This is a genomic window from Pseudidiomarina atlantica, assembly GCF_000753735.1.
Lineage (GTDB): Bacteria > Pseudomonadota > Gammaproteobacteria > Enterobacterales > Alteromonadaceae > Pseudidiomarina > Pseudidiomarina atlantica.
This window is the reverse complement of sequence record NZ_JPIN01000006.1, coordinates 37,939-52,795: the sequence shown is the minus strand read 5'-3', so window position 1 is coordinate 52,795 and position 14,857 is coordinate 37,939. Positions and strand designations below refer to the sequence as shown.

At 50.9% G+C, this 14,857-nt stretch carries 14 protein-coding genes, 1 other RNA gene and 1 pseudogene; 11 read left to right on the top strand and 5 right to left on the bottom strand.

All coding sequences use genetic code 11. The annotated features are described in order from the left end of the window. Positions 1 to 102: 102 nt before the first annotated feature. Complete coding sequence (locus tag IDAT_RS06185) at positions 103 to 807, top strand: DUF3108 domain-containing protein (RefSeq protein WP_051986619.1); 705 nt, start codon at positions 103 to 105, stop codon at positions 805 to 807. Here IDAT_RS06185 and purN read toward each other — a convergent pair whose 3' ends face one another. Both purN and purM read right to left on the bottom strand, forming a co-directional pair. After that, positions 808 to 1,446 carry a phosphoribosylglycinamide formyltransferase gene (gene purN / locus IDAT_RS06180; RefSeq protein ID WP_034731979.1) on the bottom strand — a complete coding sequence of 213 codons (639 nt, stop codon included), beginning with the start codon at positions 1,444 to 1,446 and terminating at the stop codon, positions 808 to 810. After that, a pseudogene (purM, locus tag IDAT_RS06175) lies at positions 1,406 to 2,489 on the bottom strand (phosphoribosylformylglycinamidine cyclo-ligase). The gene purN and the pseudogene purM overlap by 41 nt, the downstream one beginning before the upstream one ends. A 103-nt stretch (positions 2,490 to 2,592) precedes the next feature. On the opposite strand from purM, the gene rimI reads away from it, so the two are divergent. Then, positions 2,593 to 3,717 (top strand): ribosomal protein S18-alanine N-acetyltransferase, encoded by a 1,125-nt coding sequence (gene rimI / locus IDAT_RS06170; RefSeq protein ID WP_034731977.1) that lies wholly within the window; start codon positions 2,593 to 2,595, stop codon positions 3,715 to 3,717. On the opposite strand, the gene IDAT_RS06165 is transcribed toward rimI, so the two are convergent. After that, a complete protein-coding gene (locus tag IDAT_RS06165; RefSeq protein ID WP_051986618.1) occupies positions 3,697 to 4,533 on the bottom strand; it encodes an NAD-dependent protein deacetylase in 837 nt (278 codons plus the stop codon). The two genes, rimI and IDAT_RS06165, sit on opposite strands and share 21 nt — an antisense overlap. Positions 4,534 to 4,620: 87 nt before the next feature. On the opposite strand from IDAT_RS06165, the gene IDAT_RS06160 reads away from it, so the two are divergent. The 7 genes from IDAT_RS06160 (at position 4,621) to IDAT_RS06135 (ending at position 11,607) form a co-directional block, all read left to right on the top strand. Beyond that, positions 4,621 to 5,724: an NADH:flavin oxidoreductase gene (locus tag IDAT_RS06160; protein ID WP_034731976.1), complete on the top strand. Its 1,104-nt coding sequence runs from the start codon at positions 4,621 to 4,623 to the stop codon at positions 5,722 to 5,724. A 5-nt stretch (positions 5,725 to 5,729) separates the two neighbouring features. Continuing rightward, positions 5,730 to 6,149, top strand: a complete 420-nt coding sequence (locus IDAT_RS06155) for a VOC family protein (protein WP_244441605.1) — start codon at positions 5,730 to 5,732, stop codon at positions 6,147 to 6,149. Positions 6,150 to 6,208: 59 nt separating this feature from the next. Next, a complete protein-coding gene (gene elbB, locus IDAT_RS06150) occupies positions 6,209 to 6,862 on the top strand; it encodes an isoprenoid biosynthesis glyoxalase ElbB (protein WP_034731975.1) in 654 nt (217 codons plus the stop codon). Between the two features lie 89 nt (positions 6,863 to 6,951). After that, positions 6,952 to 7,311: a transfer-messenger RNA gene (ssrA, locus tag IDAT_RS13130) on the top strand. 293 nt (positions 7,312 to 7,604) lie between these two features. Beyond that, on the top strand, positions 7,605 to 7,970 hold the full coding sequence (locus IDAT_RS06145; protein WP_034731972.1) for a hypothetical protein: 366 nt from the start codon (positions 7,605 to 7,607) through the stop codon (positions 7,968 to 7,970). A gap of 142 nt (positions 7,971 to 8,112) precedes the next feature. Continuing rightward, positions 8,113 to 10,080, top strand: a complete 1,968-nt coding sequence (locus tag IDAT_RS06140) for an LTA synthase family protein (protein WP_034731969.1) — start codon at positions 8,113 to 8,115, stop codon at positions 10,078 to 10,080. Between the two features lie 87 nt (positions 10,081 to 10,167). Then, entirely contained in the window at positions 10,168 to 11,607 is a 1,440-nt protein-coding gene (locus tag IDAT_RS06135) for a hypothetical protein (protein WP_034731966.1), read from the top strand. A gap of 17 nt (positions 11,608 to 11,624) precedes the next feature. Here IDAT_RS06135 and IDAT_RS06130 read toward each other — a convergent pair whose 3' ends face one another. Continuing rightward, positions 11,625 to 13,046 (bottom strand): hypothetical protein, encoded by a 1,422-nt coding sequence (locus IDAT_RS06130; protein WP_156099492.1) that lies wholly within the window; start codon positions 13,044 to 13,046, stop codon positions 11,625 to 11,627. Between the two features lie 11 nt (positions 13,047 to 13,057). After that, on the bottom strand, positions 13,058 to 13,372 hold the full coding sequence (locus IDAT_RS06125) for a YebG family protein (protein ID WP_034731959.1): 315 nt from the start codon (positions 13,370 to 13,372) through the stop codon (positions 13,058 to 13,060). Between the two features lie 132 nt (positions 13,373 to 13,504). Here IDAT_RS06125 and IDAT_RS06120 point away from each other — a divergent pair, with 132 nt between their 5' ends. Both IDAT_RS06120 and IDAT_RS06115 read left to right on the top strand, forming a co-directional pair. Next, positions 13,505 to 14,272, top strand: a complete 768-nt coding sequence (locus tag IDAT_RS06120) for a hypothetical protein (protein ID WP_034731956.1) — start codon at positions 13,505 to 13,507, stop codon at positions 14,270 to 14,272. A gap of 11 nt (positions 14,273 to 14,283) precedes the next feature. Next, positions 14,284 to 14,826: a hypothetical protein gene (locus tag IDAT_RS06115; RefSeq protein WP_051986617.1), complete on the top strand. Its 543-nt coding sequence runs from the start codon at positions 14,284 to 14,286 to the stop codon at positions 14,824 to 14,826. The last annotated feature ends 31 nt before the right edge of the window (positions 14,827 to 14,857 follow it).

The following is a 14,857-nucleotide window of genomic DNA, read 5'->3' as shown; positions in this document are numbered from 1 at the left end:
AAATTCAAGCCTCATCGCACTTTTTAACTGTGTTATTGTCAGAGTATCGTGAAGCAAAAACGGTCAGCCTTCATAACAGTTAGCAGAAAGGAGCGGAGCAGTATGAAATCAACGGCAGTATGGTTGCTGACAGCGCTAACATTTTTACCTATTGGCCAAGCAGTAGCAGCGGATTTAAAGCCTTATGATGCGCGTTACGAAGTGCAACGTGGCGGCTCCAACTATGGCGAAGCTGTGCGCAGTTTAGTGCGTAACGAGGATGGGACCTTCCACCTGCATAATGAGACCGAAATCTCGTTTTTGTTTCTATCAGACGTGCGCCGCTACGATGCGCAATTTAGCTTTGTCGAGAATCAGGTCAGTCCGCAAGAATTTTACTTTAAGCGCAGTGGTACGGGCCGCAACAAAACCTTACATGTGCGATTCGATACTGCATCGCAGCAGGTAATAGAGGTCGCCTCGGGCGCGCCGCTACCGATGGAGTGGACGGCGAGCTTGATTGATGAAGCGAGCATGTTGGAGCAATTGCGTTTTGACCTCGCCAATGACGATGCGCAGGAATTCAGTTATGCCATTGTCGATGACAAAGGAGAACGCGACACGCAAAAATTCAGTCGCGGCGAGGTGGAAACTTTACAGTTACCCTATGGTGAAGTCGACGCCGTGAGAGTACAGCGTATTCGCGAGAACTCGCGGCGCGAAACACTATTCTGGTTTGCTCCAGCACATGACTATATTTTGGTGAAGATGGTACAAAGAAAAGAGGGTGACGAAGTTGCCACCCTGCTCTTGGAACAGCTCAATTAATCAGTCGACGGCATAGCCTTGCGGACCGAGCAGGGCGCCGTCAAGTTCCGCCCCTTTGTCGGTTAATTGCAAGCGACCGGTACACAACCATTGCACAACCAGCGGATAAATTCGGTGCTCTTGCGCATGCACCCGCTGTTGTAGATCTGCCGCAGTGTCTTCTTCGAATACCGGCACCACCGCTTGCAAAATCACCGGCCCACCATCGAGCTCCTCGGTGACGAAATGCACCGAAACACCATGCTCCTTATCACCATTATCTAGCGCCCGTTGATGGGTGTTTACGCCACGATATTTGGGTAGCAGAGAAGGGTGAATGTTGAGCATGCGCCCGTGATAGTGCGCAGTAAAGTCAGCCGTCAGAATACGCATAAAACCAGCGAGCACCACAACATCAGGAGTGAAACTATCCACTAGTTTTTGTAGTTCAGCATCGTAAGCTTCACGCGTATCGAAATCTTTGTGCGATAGCACAGCGGTGGCGATGCCAGCTTTTTGTGCTTTGCTTAACCCGCCAACCTCAGCTTTATTACTGATTACGGCAACGACTTCACCGTCGATGCGCTTGGCTGCACAAGCATCGACGATGGCTTGCATGTTAGTGCCCGAGCCACTGATAAGTACGACAATGCGTTTCATTAACGAATTTCTACCTGTGCTTCATTGTCGCTACGCGCGTCAACTTGGCCGATGACCCAAGCATCTTCGCCTTGCGCGCGCAGTTCCGCAACAATTGCGTCTGCTTCCGATTGGCGTACTGCCATGATCAGACCAACGCCACAGTTGAAGGTGCGATACATTTCTTTGGTTGAGACATTACCGTTGTGTTGCAGCCAGTTAAATACTGCTGGCCATTCCCAGCTGCTGTCGTCGATGACGGCTTTCGCATCATCAGGTAACACGCGCGGAATATTTTCCCAGAAGCCACCACCGGTGATGTGCGAAATGGCATGCACTGAATGTTGCTCAAGGACTTTCAGCACCGACTTCACGTAAATCTTGGTGGGGGCCATCAGGTGGTCCGCAAGTGGTTTGCCGTCGAGCTGCTCATTGGCAACATCGGCACCACTCACTTCGATGATTTTACGGATCAAAGAATAGCCGTTCGAATGCGGGCCGCTTGAGGCCAGCGCAATCAAGGCGTCACCAGGCGCAACCTTGCTACCGTCGATGATCTCAGCTTTTTCGACCACACCGACACAAAAACCTGCGATGTCGTAGTCGCCATGCTCGTACATGCCCGGCATTTCTGCAGTTTCACCGCCGATCAGCGCACAACCCGCTTGGACACAACCTTCGCCAATACCTGTCACCACGTCGGCGGCCACGTCAACATCAAGCTTGCCAGTTGCATAGTAGTCGAGGAAAAACAGCGGTTCTGCGCCTTGGACAATCAAGTCATTGACGCACATAGCGACCAAATCGATGCCGACCGTGTCGTGCTTGCCAAGGTCAATGGCAAGACGCAGTTTGGTGCCAACACCGTCGGTGCCCGACACTAAAACCGGTTGTTTATACTTGGTAGGCAGTTCGCACAAGGCACCGAAGCCACCAATCGAGCCCATGACTTCAGGGCGCTTGGTACGCTTAGTTACACCTTTGATGCGTTCGACCAACGCATTACCTGCGTCGATATCGACACCAGCATCTTTGTAGCTCAACGACGGTTTTTGATCACTCACGGCAGGGGTCCTTAATCGGGGCAAAAAATTTGCGCGCTAGTGTACCACTTTCCGTACAGGACTGCGATATACTATGCGCGCATATTCGCCACTAAGGTTTGCCATGACTACAGCCATTCTTTGCCGCGCTGATCGCTCGCATCTTGATGCACTCGAAGCGATTGAGCAGGCAAGTTTCAGCACCGACCGCATCAGTCGTCGTAGCTTCCGTCGCTTTATTGACCAAGAGATTGGTGACTTTCAAGTGGCGTTAGTAGACGACCAAGTGGTGGGGTATTTTATTGTGCTGTATCGCCAAGCTACGCAACTGGCGCGGTTGTATTCTTTGGCGGTAGCACCGCAGTGGCGTCGTCAGGGGATCGGCTCGCAGCTACTTGAAGCGGCTGAAGATGCCGCTGACGAGCAACATTGCTTGTTCTTGCGACTTGAGGTTAAAACCGACAATTTCGCTGCGCAAGAGATGTACCACAAGGCTGGTTACTACGACATGGAAATCCGTCCCGAGTATTACGAGGACGACAGTGATGCTCTGGTATTACAGAAGTTGTTGCCGCGCTATGAAGAACCGGCCGGACAAAACGATGCACAAAAGCTAGTCCCGTATCGCACGCAAACCACCGAATTTACCTGCGGACCAGCAAGTTTGTTGATGGCGATGGCATTTTTTGACATTCCTTCGGCCGATCCGGAGCATGAAGAGCTCGAGATTTGGCGCGAAGCGACCACTATTTATATGACTTCTGGCCATGGTGGTTGTGGCCCACATGGACTCGCCCGCGCCGCCCGCCGGCGGGGCATGGATGTGACCCTGCATGTGAGTCACGATGGTCCGCTGCTGTTGGATTCGGTGCGCAATAGTGAGAAAAAAGCGGTGATGGCGCGCATCCAAGAAGCCGATATTAACGCTTTGCGGGCGGCGAATGTACCGATTTGCGTAGGTGATTACAGCTTGGCGCAACTTATTGAAGATTTGCAGCAGGGCAGTTTAGTGGTCGCTTTGATCAGCACGTATGTGTTTGACGAAAGCAAGGCACCGCACTGGGTGCTCATTTGCGCCGCCGACGAAAACTACATTTATATCAACGATCCAGACCAAGATTCGCTACCCTGGCAGTCGCCTGCGGAGCGTCAATATCTGCCTATTCCGTTGGCGACTTTTCGCCGGGCTTTCGGCTTTGGTAAGCGCAAGCAAAAGGCTGCTTTGGTATTACGCCGGCGTCAGCAATAAACTACTTAAAGTTTCGCTGATATCGGTATTCAAGCGTAATTGCGCTAGGCTGTCTGCGCGAGTCGTACCAAGCGTCAGGAGGGCGATGGGTTGCGAATCTGCAGCTGCTTGACGGGCAAAGCGAAAGCCGGAAAACACCATCAACGATGACCCAATCACGAGCAGCCCACCGCTGTTGCGTAAGGCGGCTTGTGCGCGCTCAACCCTTTCACGCGGCACGTTATCACCAAAATACACCACGTCGGGCTTTAATATGCCGCCGCACGCGGTACAGTCGGGTACCCGAAAGTCGCTAAAATCAGTTTCAAGATCGGCATCACCATCGGGCGCACTGCCAGCCTGCAGTGCCGCAAAGTGCGGATTCAAATCGATACAGCGTTCATGCATGGCCAAGCGCGGCGATCGCGCCTGACAGCTCATACAAATCATGTCGTTTGCGTAACCGTGTAAATCAATCACATCGCGGCTGCCAGCGCGCTGATGCAGGCCATCTACGTTTTGCGTAATGATAGTGCCGAGGAGGCCCTGGTGTTGCAGCTCGGCAAGCGCATGGTGCGCGGCATTTGGCTGCGCATTATACAGCACAGGCCAGCCGTGCATGCTGCGCCCCCAGTAACGTTTGCGTAATTCACCATCGCGCATAAACTCTTGATGTTGCATGGGTGGATTGCGCTTCCATTGACCCTTGGCATCGCGATAGTCTGGAATGCCGGATGCAGTACTCAAACCTGCTCCAGTGAGCACCGTGAGCGGTTGCTGCTGCTGAATAAATTGGTGCAGTGCGCTGGCGGCTTCGGTTACATCGCTTATCTGCATTGTCGCCTCATGCTTAAACTAAACTTTATTTATGATACAACGTATGTAGGTCTGTTTTCGATCGAACTTATTAACGAGGAGATGTACATGTTTGACTCACCCTTTGATGCGGTAGATTTTGCCGGAATGCGCTTGCGCAATCGCTTTGCTTTGGCACCGATGACGCGTGTGAGCGCCGAGGCGAATGGCCGCGCCAACGAGGCAATGGTTGATCATTACGTACGTTACGCCAAGGGCGGCTTTGGCTTGTTGATCACCGAGGGGATCTATCCTGATCAGGCTGCTAGTCAAGGTTACGAACACCAGCCGGGGCTTGCAGACGCGTTGCAAACCGAATCTTGGGTACCAATTGTGAAAGCAGTACATGCGGCTGACAGTAAGATTATTGCGCAGATCATGCATGCCGGTGCGCAACTACAGTACAACCGCTATGTCGAGCAACCGATTGGTTTAAGTGAACAAACGCCGGTGGCGACACCGTTGGGTTTGTATGGTGATCAAGAAGCCTGGTACGAACCAAAACCAATGACGGAAACCGATTTTGATCAAGTGATGAACGGTTTCTTAGGCGCAATTCGCAATGCACAAGCGGCCGGTTTTGACGGCGTGGAACTGCACGGTGCGAATGGCTATTTATTGCATGAAATGCTCAGCACCTACTTCAACACCCGCGAAGACAAATTTGGTGGTTCGCTCGAGAAGCGCGCAAAATTCATTTTGGATTTAGTGAAATCAGCACGCGAAATGGTCGATGATGATTTCGTGATCGGTATCCGCTTGTCGCAAATTACCATCACTGACCAAGACTACCAGTGGCCTGAAGGCGAGCAGGGTTTTAGGTGGTTAGTCGAATCTTTAGCCGAGGCGGGGATTGATTTTATTCATACCACTGACATTTCGGTCGATCGCGTAGCTTTGCGTGATAGCGATAAATCACTCGCGCAAGTTGTGCGTGAGGCTGGAGTAGCGCTGATCGTAAATGGCGGCATTAACGAAGATAACATCGAGCAAATCGCCGAAGCTTACCCTGATGCGCTAATGGCGTTGGGTAAAGCAGCGCTCGCCGACCCGGCGTTCGTGCGCAAAGTGCAAGGTGAAGAACCAGTCGAGCAACTCGATTTTGCCATGTTGCAACCGATCGCTAATGTCGAGAACGAAATGCGCTGGCGCGCCGAGCAAAAGGACGCATAGACAGGATGCCGAAAATGCAGCCGCGGATTAGCTATATCACTTTGGGTGTCGATGACCTAGAACGCGCGGTTGCATTCTATCGCGATGTTTTGGGGTTGCCTACCGAGGGCATTATCGGTACTGAGTTTGAACACGGTGCCGTAGCATTTTTTAAGATGGCCGGAGGTTTAACTTTCGCTCTGTGGCCACGCGCAAGCATTGCTCATGACTGCGGTGTCACCGTTGGTAGTCGTGATTCTACCGCGTTGATGCTAGCGCACAATGTTGACAGTGCTGCTGACGTCGATGCCATCATGGCTGCGTTGCCCAGTGAGGCGGTGGTGAAACCGGCCCGAGAACTGTTCTGGGGTGGCTATGGTGGCGTGTTCCGCGACCCCGACGGACATCTTTGGGAAGTCGTCTACAACCCTAAGCATATGGCTTGAATTCTGCGCTAGCACCCACATATTAGAGGGTAAGCGAGCAAAAAAAGGATGATTGACGCATGAAAAAAGTAGCTGTCGTACTTTCTGGTTCTGGCGTGTTTGATGGCGCTGAAATCAACGAAGCCGTGCTGACCTTATTGCACATTACGAAACAAGGCGCGAGTTACCAGTGTTTTGCGCCGGATATTGAGCAGATGCACGTGGTGGATCATTTACGCGGTGAGGCGGGTGGTGAATCACGCAACGTATTGGTTGAATCAGCGCGCATCGCACGTGGCGAGGTAAAACCTCTGAGTGAACTCAATGCTGCGGACTTCGATGCGCTGATTTTACCAGGAGGCTTTGGCGTTGCCAAAAACTTCTGTGATTTCGCCGTGAATGGAGCTGACATGCAAGTCAATGATCAAGTGCTTGCCGTAGGTAAAGCATTCGTCGAAGCAGGCAAGCCAGCTGGCTACATGTGTATCGCGCCAGTATTGCTGCCACATATATACGGCGCAGGCGTACGTGCCACCATCGGCAACGACAGCGATGTTGCTGCTGCAATTGAAAAAATGGGTGGGCAGCATGTCGAATGCCCAGTCGACGATATTGTTGTAGATGACGACCATCGGCTCGTCACCACACCCGCTTATATGCTAGCGGAGAATCTTGTGGACGCCGAGAAGGGCATCAGCAAGCTGGTCGAAAAAGTACTGTACATGGCCGCCTGACTGGTGAATAGATAAGCGTTCGAGTACGGAACTTCTAGCACTCGAACGCGGTCTTAGGTATAGTACGCAAGTTCTGAAAAGAAAACCCTGGGGCTGATCTGGATTCGACGGGATACACGAAACCCAAGGTGCATGCCGAGGTGAGGCTGGCCTCGTAAAAAGCCTCAACTTAATAGTTGCAAACGACGACAACTACGCTTTAGCGGCTTAATAACCCGCTGAGTCCGACCCCTAGCGCTTTGTCTGTGAGACTAGGATCAGTCGGTTCACCCCAAAGCAGACTCGCGTGGAGGCTTCGCCCGTAGCCAAGACGTTAAAACCAATCGGGATCGTCACCTTAAGTAGCCTGTTAGTCGGCGACTTGGTGATTAACTAAAAGACTAACTAAGCATGTAGGACCGAGGATGTAGGTATTACGGACGCGGGTTCAACTCCCGCCAGCTCCACCAAATCCCATAAAAAGCCGCTCACCGAGCGGCTTTTTTATGCCTGCTAGACGCATGTAGCCCGTACTTCTAGTACGGGGCCAACGTACAGTCGCCTCTGTCATCTGCTTGTAACACATCCCGCAAAGCATTGGGCTAAACTCAAAGTTAAAAAGTCAGCTGACTACTTTTACTTTCGTGACAGATTATGCGTTAATCTTTGTTATCGCGGCGATGCTAATCGGTGTGTGGCTCGGAAAAAGAGTTGCAAGGCGCTAACCGAACTCAAACGGTGACCGTTTAAGGACGATAGATTCATGAAGAGAACCAAACTTATTCTGGCATTAGCCGCCATGGTTTGCGGCACATCGGCTTCTGCGCAGGTTGTACCAAGCTTTGAGCTTGCTGAAGATTGGCGCACAGCTGAATCTTATGTGAGCCCAGCGAAAGCTAGGTTCGACAAGTACATTGAACAGGAATACGGGTATGAGTTTTCTTGCGGTATGATTGTGTTGACACCTGACGAAACGTTACGGTATCGCTATGACTCAGGTGAGGTGCGCGAGGTTGCGAGTTTTAGCAGTGTGCTGACGGTTACGGATTACACGCCGATTTATGACTTGGCGAAGCACCAAGCGCGTCCTGCGGTGCTGAGTCATAAATACTATATTGCAGAGAATTAAACGCTCGAACGTTAACCCAACCGCCACTGAACTTTCCGCGGTGCATCACCGCCGCGTTAGCTAAACCATTCATAAGCTTTCCTTAAGTTTTGCAAAATAAGCTGTTAGGCATTCAATGATGCCAAGACGAGCTTATTCCTCAATGCGTATTCACCAACAGTTTAGACGCGCGCTACAACCGTTTCGTGTGGTCCTGACGGGCTATGTGCTCGGCTTGTTCATTCTATCGCTGAGTCGCTTGGCGCTCATGCTCTGGCAATATGATCGCGTGGCGGCGAGTGGCGACTTGGTGGAGCTATTGGTATTAGGAATTCGTGCGGATTGTATTCAAATGGGTTATGTGACGCTGCCGCTGCTGCTGATACTCCCAGTATTCTGGTTACGCCCGTTGCGCCGACTAGGAGGGAAGCTGCAGCAAATCTGGTGGGTGTGCGCGCTAACCTACGTGACCTTTATGGAGATAGCGACGCCGGCGTTTATTTTGCAATATGATCTGCGGCCGAATCGCTTATTTGTCGAGTATCTGACCTACCCACAAGAAGTGCTCAGCATGTTGTGGGGCGGCTTTGCCGAGTGGTTATTGATAGGAGCAGCTGCGCTATTGGTAACGGTTGTGCTGTTGCTGAAGTTGAGTCGACGTCTCGCAACCTCACAGCAACACGAGATGTCGCGAGCACCGCGCCGCGCAGCGATTTTCGTCTGGCCGGTGTTGTTGCTGTTGATGGTCTTTGGGGTGCGCTCAACGCTTGATCATCGGCCGGCGAATCCGGCGTTTTTTGCGGTCACGGGCGATGCACTGGTCAACGATTTGGTGATTAGCTCGGCATACTCAGTTGAATATGCACTCTATAGTATGCGGCATGAGGCAAACGCTGCGCTTATTTATGGCTCAGCTTCGCTCGCCGACATTATTCAAAAAGTACGTCAAGATAACTACCTTGCAGACAAAGAATTTCCTTTCGAGGCTTATCCTACCGTGCACTATAATCGCGCCTCGCGGAGTTACGCGCGACCGAAAAATATTGTGGTCATTCTAGAAGAGAGTCTCGGTGCGACTTTTGTCGAGAAGCTCGGCGGTATCAACGCAACGCCCGAACTTGAAGCTTTAAGCGAACACGGTTGGTGGTTTGAGCAGCTGTATGCCACTGGCACACGTTCGGTGCGTGGTATTGAGGCTGTCGTCACTGGATTTTTACCCACTCCGGCGCGCAGTGTGGTGAAATTGCCTTTATCGCAGCAAGGCTTCTTTACTTACGCAGATTTACTGGCTCGGCAAGGCTACTTCACTGAGTTTATGTACGGTGGTGAAACGCACTTCGATAATATGCAGCGCTTTTTTGTCGGTAATGGCTTTCAGTCGGTACGTGGTGTCGCAGACATAGAGAAGCCGGCGTTTATCGGTAGTTGGGGAGCCAGTGATGAAGATTTGTTGCAGAGCGCACACGCAAGGTTTGAACAGCTCAATGGACAGACGCAGCCGTTTTTCTCGTTAGTCTTTACCTCGTCGAATCATGAGCCGTTTGAGTTTCCTGATGGGCGCATTGAGCTCTACGCAGAGCCGAAGCAACGTGTTGAAAATGCGGTCAAATACGCCGACTTTGCGCTCGGCGAATTCTTTCGTAAGGCGCGGCAAAGCAGCTATTGGGATGACACGATTTTCCTTGTGGTCGCCGATCATGACACGCGCGTTTATGGCAATGAGTTGGTGCCGGTCAGCAAGTTTCATATTCCCGGATTGATTCTGGGGGGCAGCATTGAACCTCGCACGATCAACACGGTAACAAGTCAAATCGATCTATTGCCGACAGTGGTCTCTTTGGCCGGAGTATCGGCTTGGACGGCGTCCTTAGGACAGGATTTATCTGATGTAACGCAGCCACCAGCGAATCGTGCAATGATGCAATTCGGTGCCAATTTCGCTTGGTTGCAGGGGCATGATCTGGCCATTGTGACGCCGGCTGAGGACTTCACCGGTCAACTGGATAAGCAACAGCATCGCTTTCAAGCTGACGTGACTGCGCGCGAACCGTTGCTGGAGGTGGCAACCGCGCATGCGTTGTTGCCATCGTTGCTGTATCAGCAACAGGCCTATTTTGTGCCGCAGGAGTAAGCCAAACGAAAGGGTGCCTTTACAACAGTTTACTTTTCCGCCACATCGTTGTAGAAAAGATTATCCGTTGAAAACAGAGACAGACTCATGCAATTTTCTCATCGTTCGGGCGTCACTTGGGGCGACTACTTACTCACCGAATCGGCGACGGCCTCGATTAATGCCGGAATGCGCTCCCAAACTCAGGCGCTCGTCGCTTCGCAGGAACGGACGCAACAGTCCATGCAGCAAATGAGTGAGCAGCTACAAAGTGGGCTTGCAGAGCTTTCTGCAGCGTTCAACTGGGGCATGAGTGAGTTACTGATTGCTATTGGCGATCTGAATGATACGCTCGAGCAACTCATTGCGTTAGCGCGGAACCCCTCGCAAACCTGGGCTTATGAACAATTCAATATCGCCCGTGATGCATTTAAACGTCATCTTTTCGACGACGCGCTGACCTATGTGAACTCAGCCATCGATGGCAGCGCGAGTCAAACCGGCTATCGCTTGGATCACCGCTTCCATATGTTGCTGGGCCTCATTCGGCTCGGTAACCATCACAGCGATGCTGACCTCATCGATTTACCTGCCGCGGAACAGGCATTTCTGGCGGCGGCCAAGTATGCTAAGGCAACTGCACCCGAAGAGGCGGGACGTGCCATGCTTTCGGCAGCTTGGGCAGCTTATTGTCAAGCGCAAATCGAGCAGGCTGAAAGCTACGTGAGTGAGGCTCTCGCGCTGAACTCGCAACTTTCGGAAGCTCATTTTCTACAAGCAAAACTGTATATGGCGAAAGATCTACCAGCGGGTGCCTTAATGCCGCTCAGCCAAGCCATTGCGCTCGACCGAGACTACATGTTGAAGGTGCAAGATGATCCTGACTTTGAGCCGCACCAGGCACAAATCGAATCTCTTTATGCACAGTTAGTTGACAGTAAAAAAGAACAGTTTGCGCAGCAGCAACAAAGCTTTGTTGCGAGACTTGAAGCCATCAAAGACTTCAAAGCCGGTTATCGTTTTCTAAATGCAGATTTAAGCGAGGTTGAAGATACACTCAAGCAAGCTGCACAGATTGCTGCAGAAGGGAACTATTTCGCTTACGACGATGGTCTTGCGGCGCTCAGACATGCGGAAACCCAATTGGCTAATGCAAAACAGCAAGCGGTAGAGCAAGGGCGCGAAGACATCCGTAATGCCACTCAGCCGAAGTACCGCGCTGCAACTCCCGAAGATCAGGCACGTAACCAAGCGCAGGATAAAGGCTGTCTGGCGACGCTGGTAATTTTTGTTCTCTGGTCCATTGCCCTTTATGTGTATGTAAAACTGGAAGTGGTGCGCAACATGTGGCCGACTTGGTATGATCCAATCGTGGAGATGCTGCCCCTTTGGATTGCTTCATTGCTGTTTGTCGCGATTCCGCTGTATTACATTCTAAAAGGTGTGTTACGCGTACGTTTTAACCGCAAGTATAAGCAAGAGGCTATTAACGGCGAGGCGCGTCGTGAAGAGTTCGCACAAAAAGCCAAGCAACTATTACAGATGTAACCGTAGAAAAGCTGCGCTTATTGCAAGCGCAGCACGATCTGTTCACGTGTCGAATGCTCACCAAGTTGCCAAGGAGCGTTAGTAATCACTGAGCTATCCCCAAAAAAGAGCTCTAGCTTTTGGTTTTTATCAAACTTCCTTAGGCCTTGAATTTGTAGCCATGGGTCTTGTGACCACACGCTAATACGTACGCCGCCCTCGGTTAATTTACGCATATCGATACGAACTGGTAATCCGCGGATAGCCACCACACTTTGTGCCGAAGTGATTTGAAAACTCGCAGGAGCTGGCAGTAGCAAGAGCGATGGCTCTAACTCATGGAAGCCACCATTACCGGCGTTGAACTTCATGGGTAAGCCGGTCTCTTCGACCTCTGTCGGACTCACTTCAACATAAACGTCGAGTAGGTAGGGGTGGGATTGCTCAATGTCAGCAACCTGCACGACGTGGGTGGTGTCGTCCGCAATCGCTGCCATAAAAGATGCATAGTCATACTTCTCAAGTAACTCAGCGAGTCGTTCCTCTTCGGCAGCGATGCCAAATAGCGTTTGTGCCAATGCGATTGGCGTTGCACCTTGCTCGATGTGTTCCTGCCAAGTATGGTCGCTACTGCTACTATCGAGTAGATGAAGCAAGATTGCACCCGTCACATAGGCGCTAGTGCGCACGTCCAGTGGGCGACTCATTAGCGTTGTAAAATTAGTAAAAAGGGTGTCGAAGGTCGCAAGAAAAGCTTGCTGAGTTTGTGACCTAGCAGTAATCCCGACCCATTGCGCTGTGCCTTCAATTTGCTCCATATAAGCTAAGTAGCCGGCTACGGTAGGCATTGCTTTCGCCATAATCGCACGTAACATTAACCAATCTTCGATAAGCTCGTGTTGAGGCGTCAATACGATCTGTCGCGCTAATTCATATTGCAGCGCTAAGAGGGCGCGGGATTCGTCGGTTGCCAGTGTCTCGGGAGGCAGAAAAGTAACAGCATCATCGTCGTTAAATGCGCGTCGCTGATAACCATGAAAAGCTTCGTGCAGCAACGTGCTGACATCTTCACTGGTGCCGCCGTTGGAAATATTGATGGCCGTAGCGAGCTGAGCATCAGGTAAGGCGAAGTCGATTTCGTATTTAAAATCGTCGAGTCCGTGCAACAAGTTGGAATAATAATAAAAATGTTCAGCTAGCGCTTCGCTGGGATTGTCTGCATATACAGGCGCGGTCGCAGCAGTGTAGATCAGTGACTGTTGACCCTCGTTCACCACAATAAAAGCTTGTTGGTCAGGCCAAAAACCCGGCCAGATCGCACTAAAAGTGGCGTTGCTCTTGTGAATTTGTTGCGCGAAGCTAAGTAACTCTTGTTTAGCAGTGGCGGCGGTTTCTGCCTCAGTAGCAACTGCCGTTTGAGTTAACCACAGCGTCATTAAGCTGAGCGCGAACTGCATCATGAGCCGCTGCATTAGGCCGCTTCGCTCTCCGCTCGTGTTTCGCTTTTAGCCTCAGTTTCAGTTTTTGCTGCAGGTTTCGCAGTCTTTTTCTTAGCCGGCTTCTTGGCGCCCAAGGCTATCAATACTTGCTCGCGTTCACGCGCTAAAAAGAAGGCTAAATCTTCTAATTTCTGCTCATCACTCACTGCTTCGCTGCGTTCAAGTAGGGGCAATAGCTCATCTACCATGTCCAACATTTTATCGTGGGCGTCAGCTTCAGCTTTACTGGTAAATGTCATTTTCTCTACTCCGTTTCGAACCACAACGTATTGCGTTACAACAGCCATTATATATCCTCACATGCGTTAGCAAATAATACTGTACGTTTATACAGCTAATGAAATGGGTTCGCAAGTCATTTTACTTAGTGGGTAATTCTGTTATGTTACCAGAGTGTTATAAACCACAAGGAATAAATAATGACAAAATGGAGCCTTTGCTTGCTCGCCTTAGTGCTTCACGTAAGTGCCACGACTGCAGCTGAGAACTTACAAATTCCAACCGGGCATTATCAGGGCGTCGAAACGACCACGTTCGCGCATAAAGTACTCTTCTTACGCGAAGATGGCAGTGGTGGCTTGGTGACTGCACACATGTCTGCCGCGTTTTCAAACCCATCACGACAGACGTTTACTGCCGATGCCGTCAATTGTTCGGCACTGCGTTGCACGATTAGGTTGGCACAATCAGAAGTGTTACTCACTCCGGATGTTGCCGACGGTTGGCATGTGATTGAATCCTTCAAAAATGAAACTGGGGAGCATGTATTGAGCGAGCCTTATCGGCTGAGCACTGTCGCCACCGCACCGGTTGCGGTGCGCTTTGTTGAACGCAATCGGGATAAAGTGCTACAGCTGCAGAAGCAAACCGAGAAAAGGTCAGCACTTTATTTGGGCGTCATCGATAGTGGCTCATCGTTAAAAACTGTTGCGCTTTTTGAGCACGCTGATGGCACCTTTGAACTTGAAAATTATGCAACGGATCGTGTAGTTAGCGTTCCTCATGAGAAGCACGCTCTGACAGGTGACGTCAACGGTTTTGAACTTGTTCCTGAAAATGCTCTGTTCAAATTGCGCTTGCACAAAATCGGCTCACGCTTGATTGGTCATCAATTATTCCAACAAGCGAATGGTGAAGTTTTAGATTTGCAACCTGCACAGTTTGTTCGAGTACAACTAACTCATTAGAGGGAAGTCTTATGCTAGCGCTTACTTTTTCATTCTTGCTTTCGGCGAGTCCGTGTCTATCTCCAGACATCGACTATATGGCGTTAGCATTTCAAGAATTTGATCAAACGATGGACGCCGGCTGGCGTGAAGTAGCGAATCGTGATGGCTGTGCAGTCGCAGCAGCCGACTTAATTCAACGCTATCGCGAGAGCAAACCAGACTTGAGCGAGGGCCAGCTAAATATCATGCGTTGGCATGAGGGCCAGATGCGTGCAGAAGCAGGGCAGAATGAACAAGCGGTGGCTCTGTTCAAGCAGACCTATACCGAGTTCGACACCATGGGCTGGAATTACTACGTAAATGCGACGATCGCTTTTATCGAACAAGATGCTGAAGCCTTGCAGCACGCCCATGATCAGCTCGTAGCACTGCCGAAGCCTTCTGAATTCAATCCGTTGGATGCCGATGGCAAGCCGATGCAAATTGATTGGCCACCTAACCTTAAGGTCGTCGAACAGCTCATGTCCTGTTTTGGTAGAAGTTATGCCGATGCTTACGGCACTTGTCAGTAGCTGAAACAAAAAAAACGGGCCTCAAATGAGG

Bases quoted from the DNA above. Each gene is read 5' to 3' on its own strand.
- IDAT_RS06145 (WP_034731972.1), top strand. From the start codon at position 7,605: ATGAAGAGAACCAAACTTATTCTGGCATTAGCCGCCATGGTTTGCGGC.
- IDAT_RS06135 (WP_034731966.1), top strand. From the start codon at position 10,168: ATGCAATTTTCTCATCGTTCGGGCGTCACTTGGGGCGACTACTTACTC.
- IDAT_RS06165 (WP_051986618.1), bottom strand. From the start codon at position 4,533: ATGCAGATAAGCGATGTAACCGAAGCCGCCAGCGCACTGCACCAATTT.
- IDAT_RS06130 (WP_156099492.1), bottom strand. From the start codon at position 13,046: ATGATGCAGTTCGCGCTCAGCTTAATGACGCTGTGGTTAACTCAAACG.
- purN (WP_034731979.1), bottom strand. From the start codon at position 1,446: ATGAAACGCATTGTCGTACTTATCAGTGGCTCGGGCACTAACATGCAA.
- elbB (WP_034731975.1), top strand. From the start codon at position 6,209: ATGAAAAAAGTAGCTGTCGTACTTTCTGGTTCTGGCGTGTTTGATGGC.
- IDAT_RS06155 (WP_244441605.1), top strand. From the start codon at position 5,730: ATGCCGAAAATGCAGCCGCGGATTAGCTATATCACTTTGGGTGTCGAT.
- IDAT_RS06160 (WP_034731976.1), top strand. From the start codon at position 4,621: ATGTTTGACTCACCCTTTGATGCGGTAGATTTTGCCGGAATGCGCTTG.
- IDAT_RS06115 (WP_051986617.1), top strand. From the start codon at position 14,284: ATGCTAGCGCTTACTTTTTCATTCTTGCTTTCGGCGAGTCCGTGTCTA.
- IDAT_RS06140 (WP_034731969.1), top strand. From the start codon at position 8,113: ATGCGTATTCACCAACAGTTTAGACGCGCGCTACAACCGTTTCGTGTG.
- rimI (WP_034731977.1), top strand. From the start codon at position 2,593: ATGACTACAGCCATTCTTTGCCGCGCTGATCGCTCGCATCTTGATGCA.
- IDAT_RS06185 (WP_051986619.1), top strand. From the start codon at position 103: ATGAAATCAACGGCAGTATGGTTGCTGACAGCGCTAACATTTTTACCT.
- IDAT_RS06125 (WP_034731959.1), bottom strand. From the start codon at position 13,372: ATGGCTGTTGTAACGCAATACGTTGTGGTTCGAAACGGAGTAGAGAAA.
- IDAT_RS06120 (WP_034731956.1), top strand. From the start codon at position 13,505: ATGACAAAATGGAGCCTTTGCTTGCTCGCCTTAGTGCTTCACGTAAGT.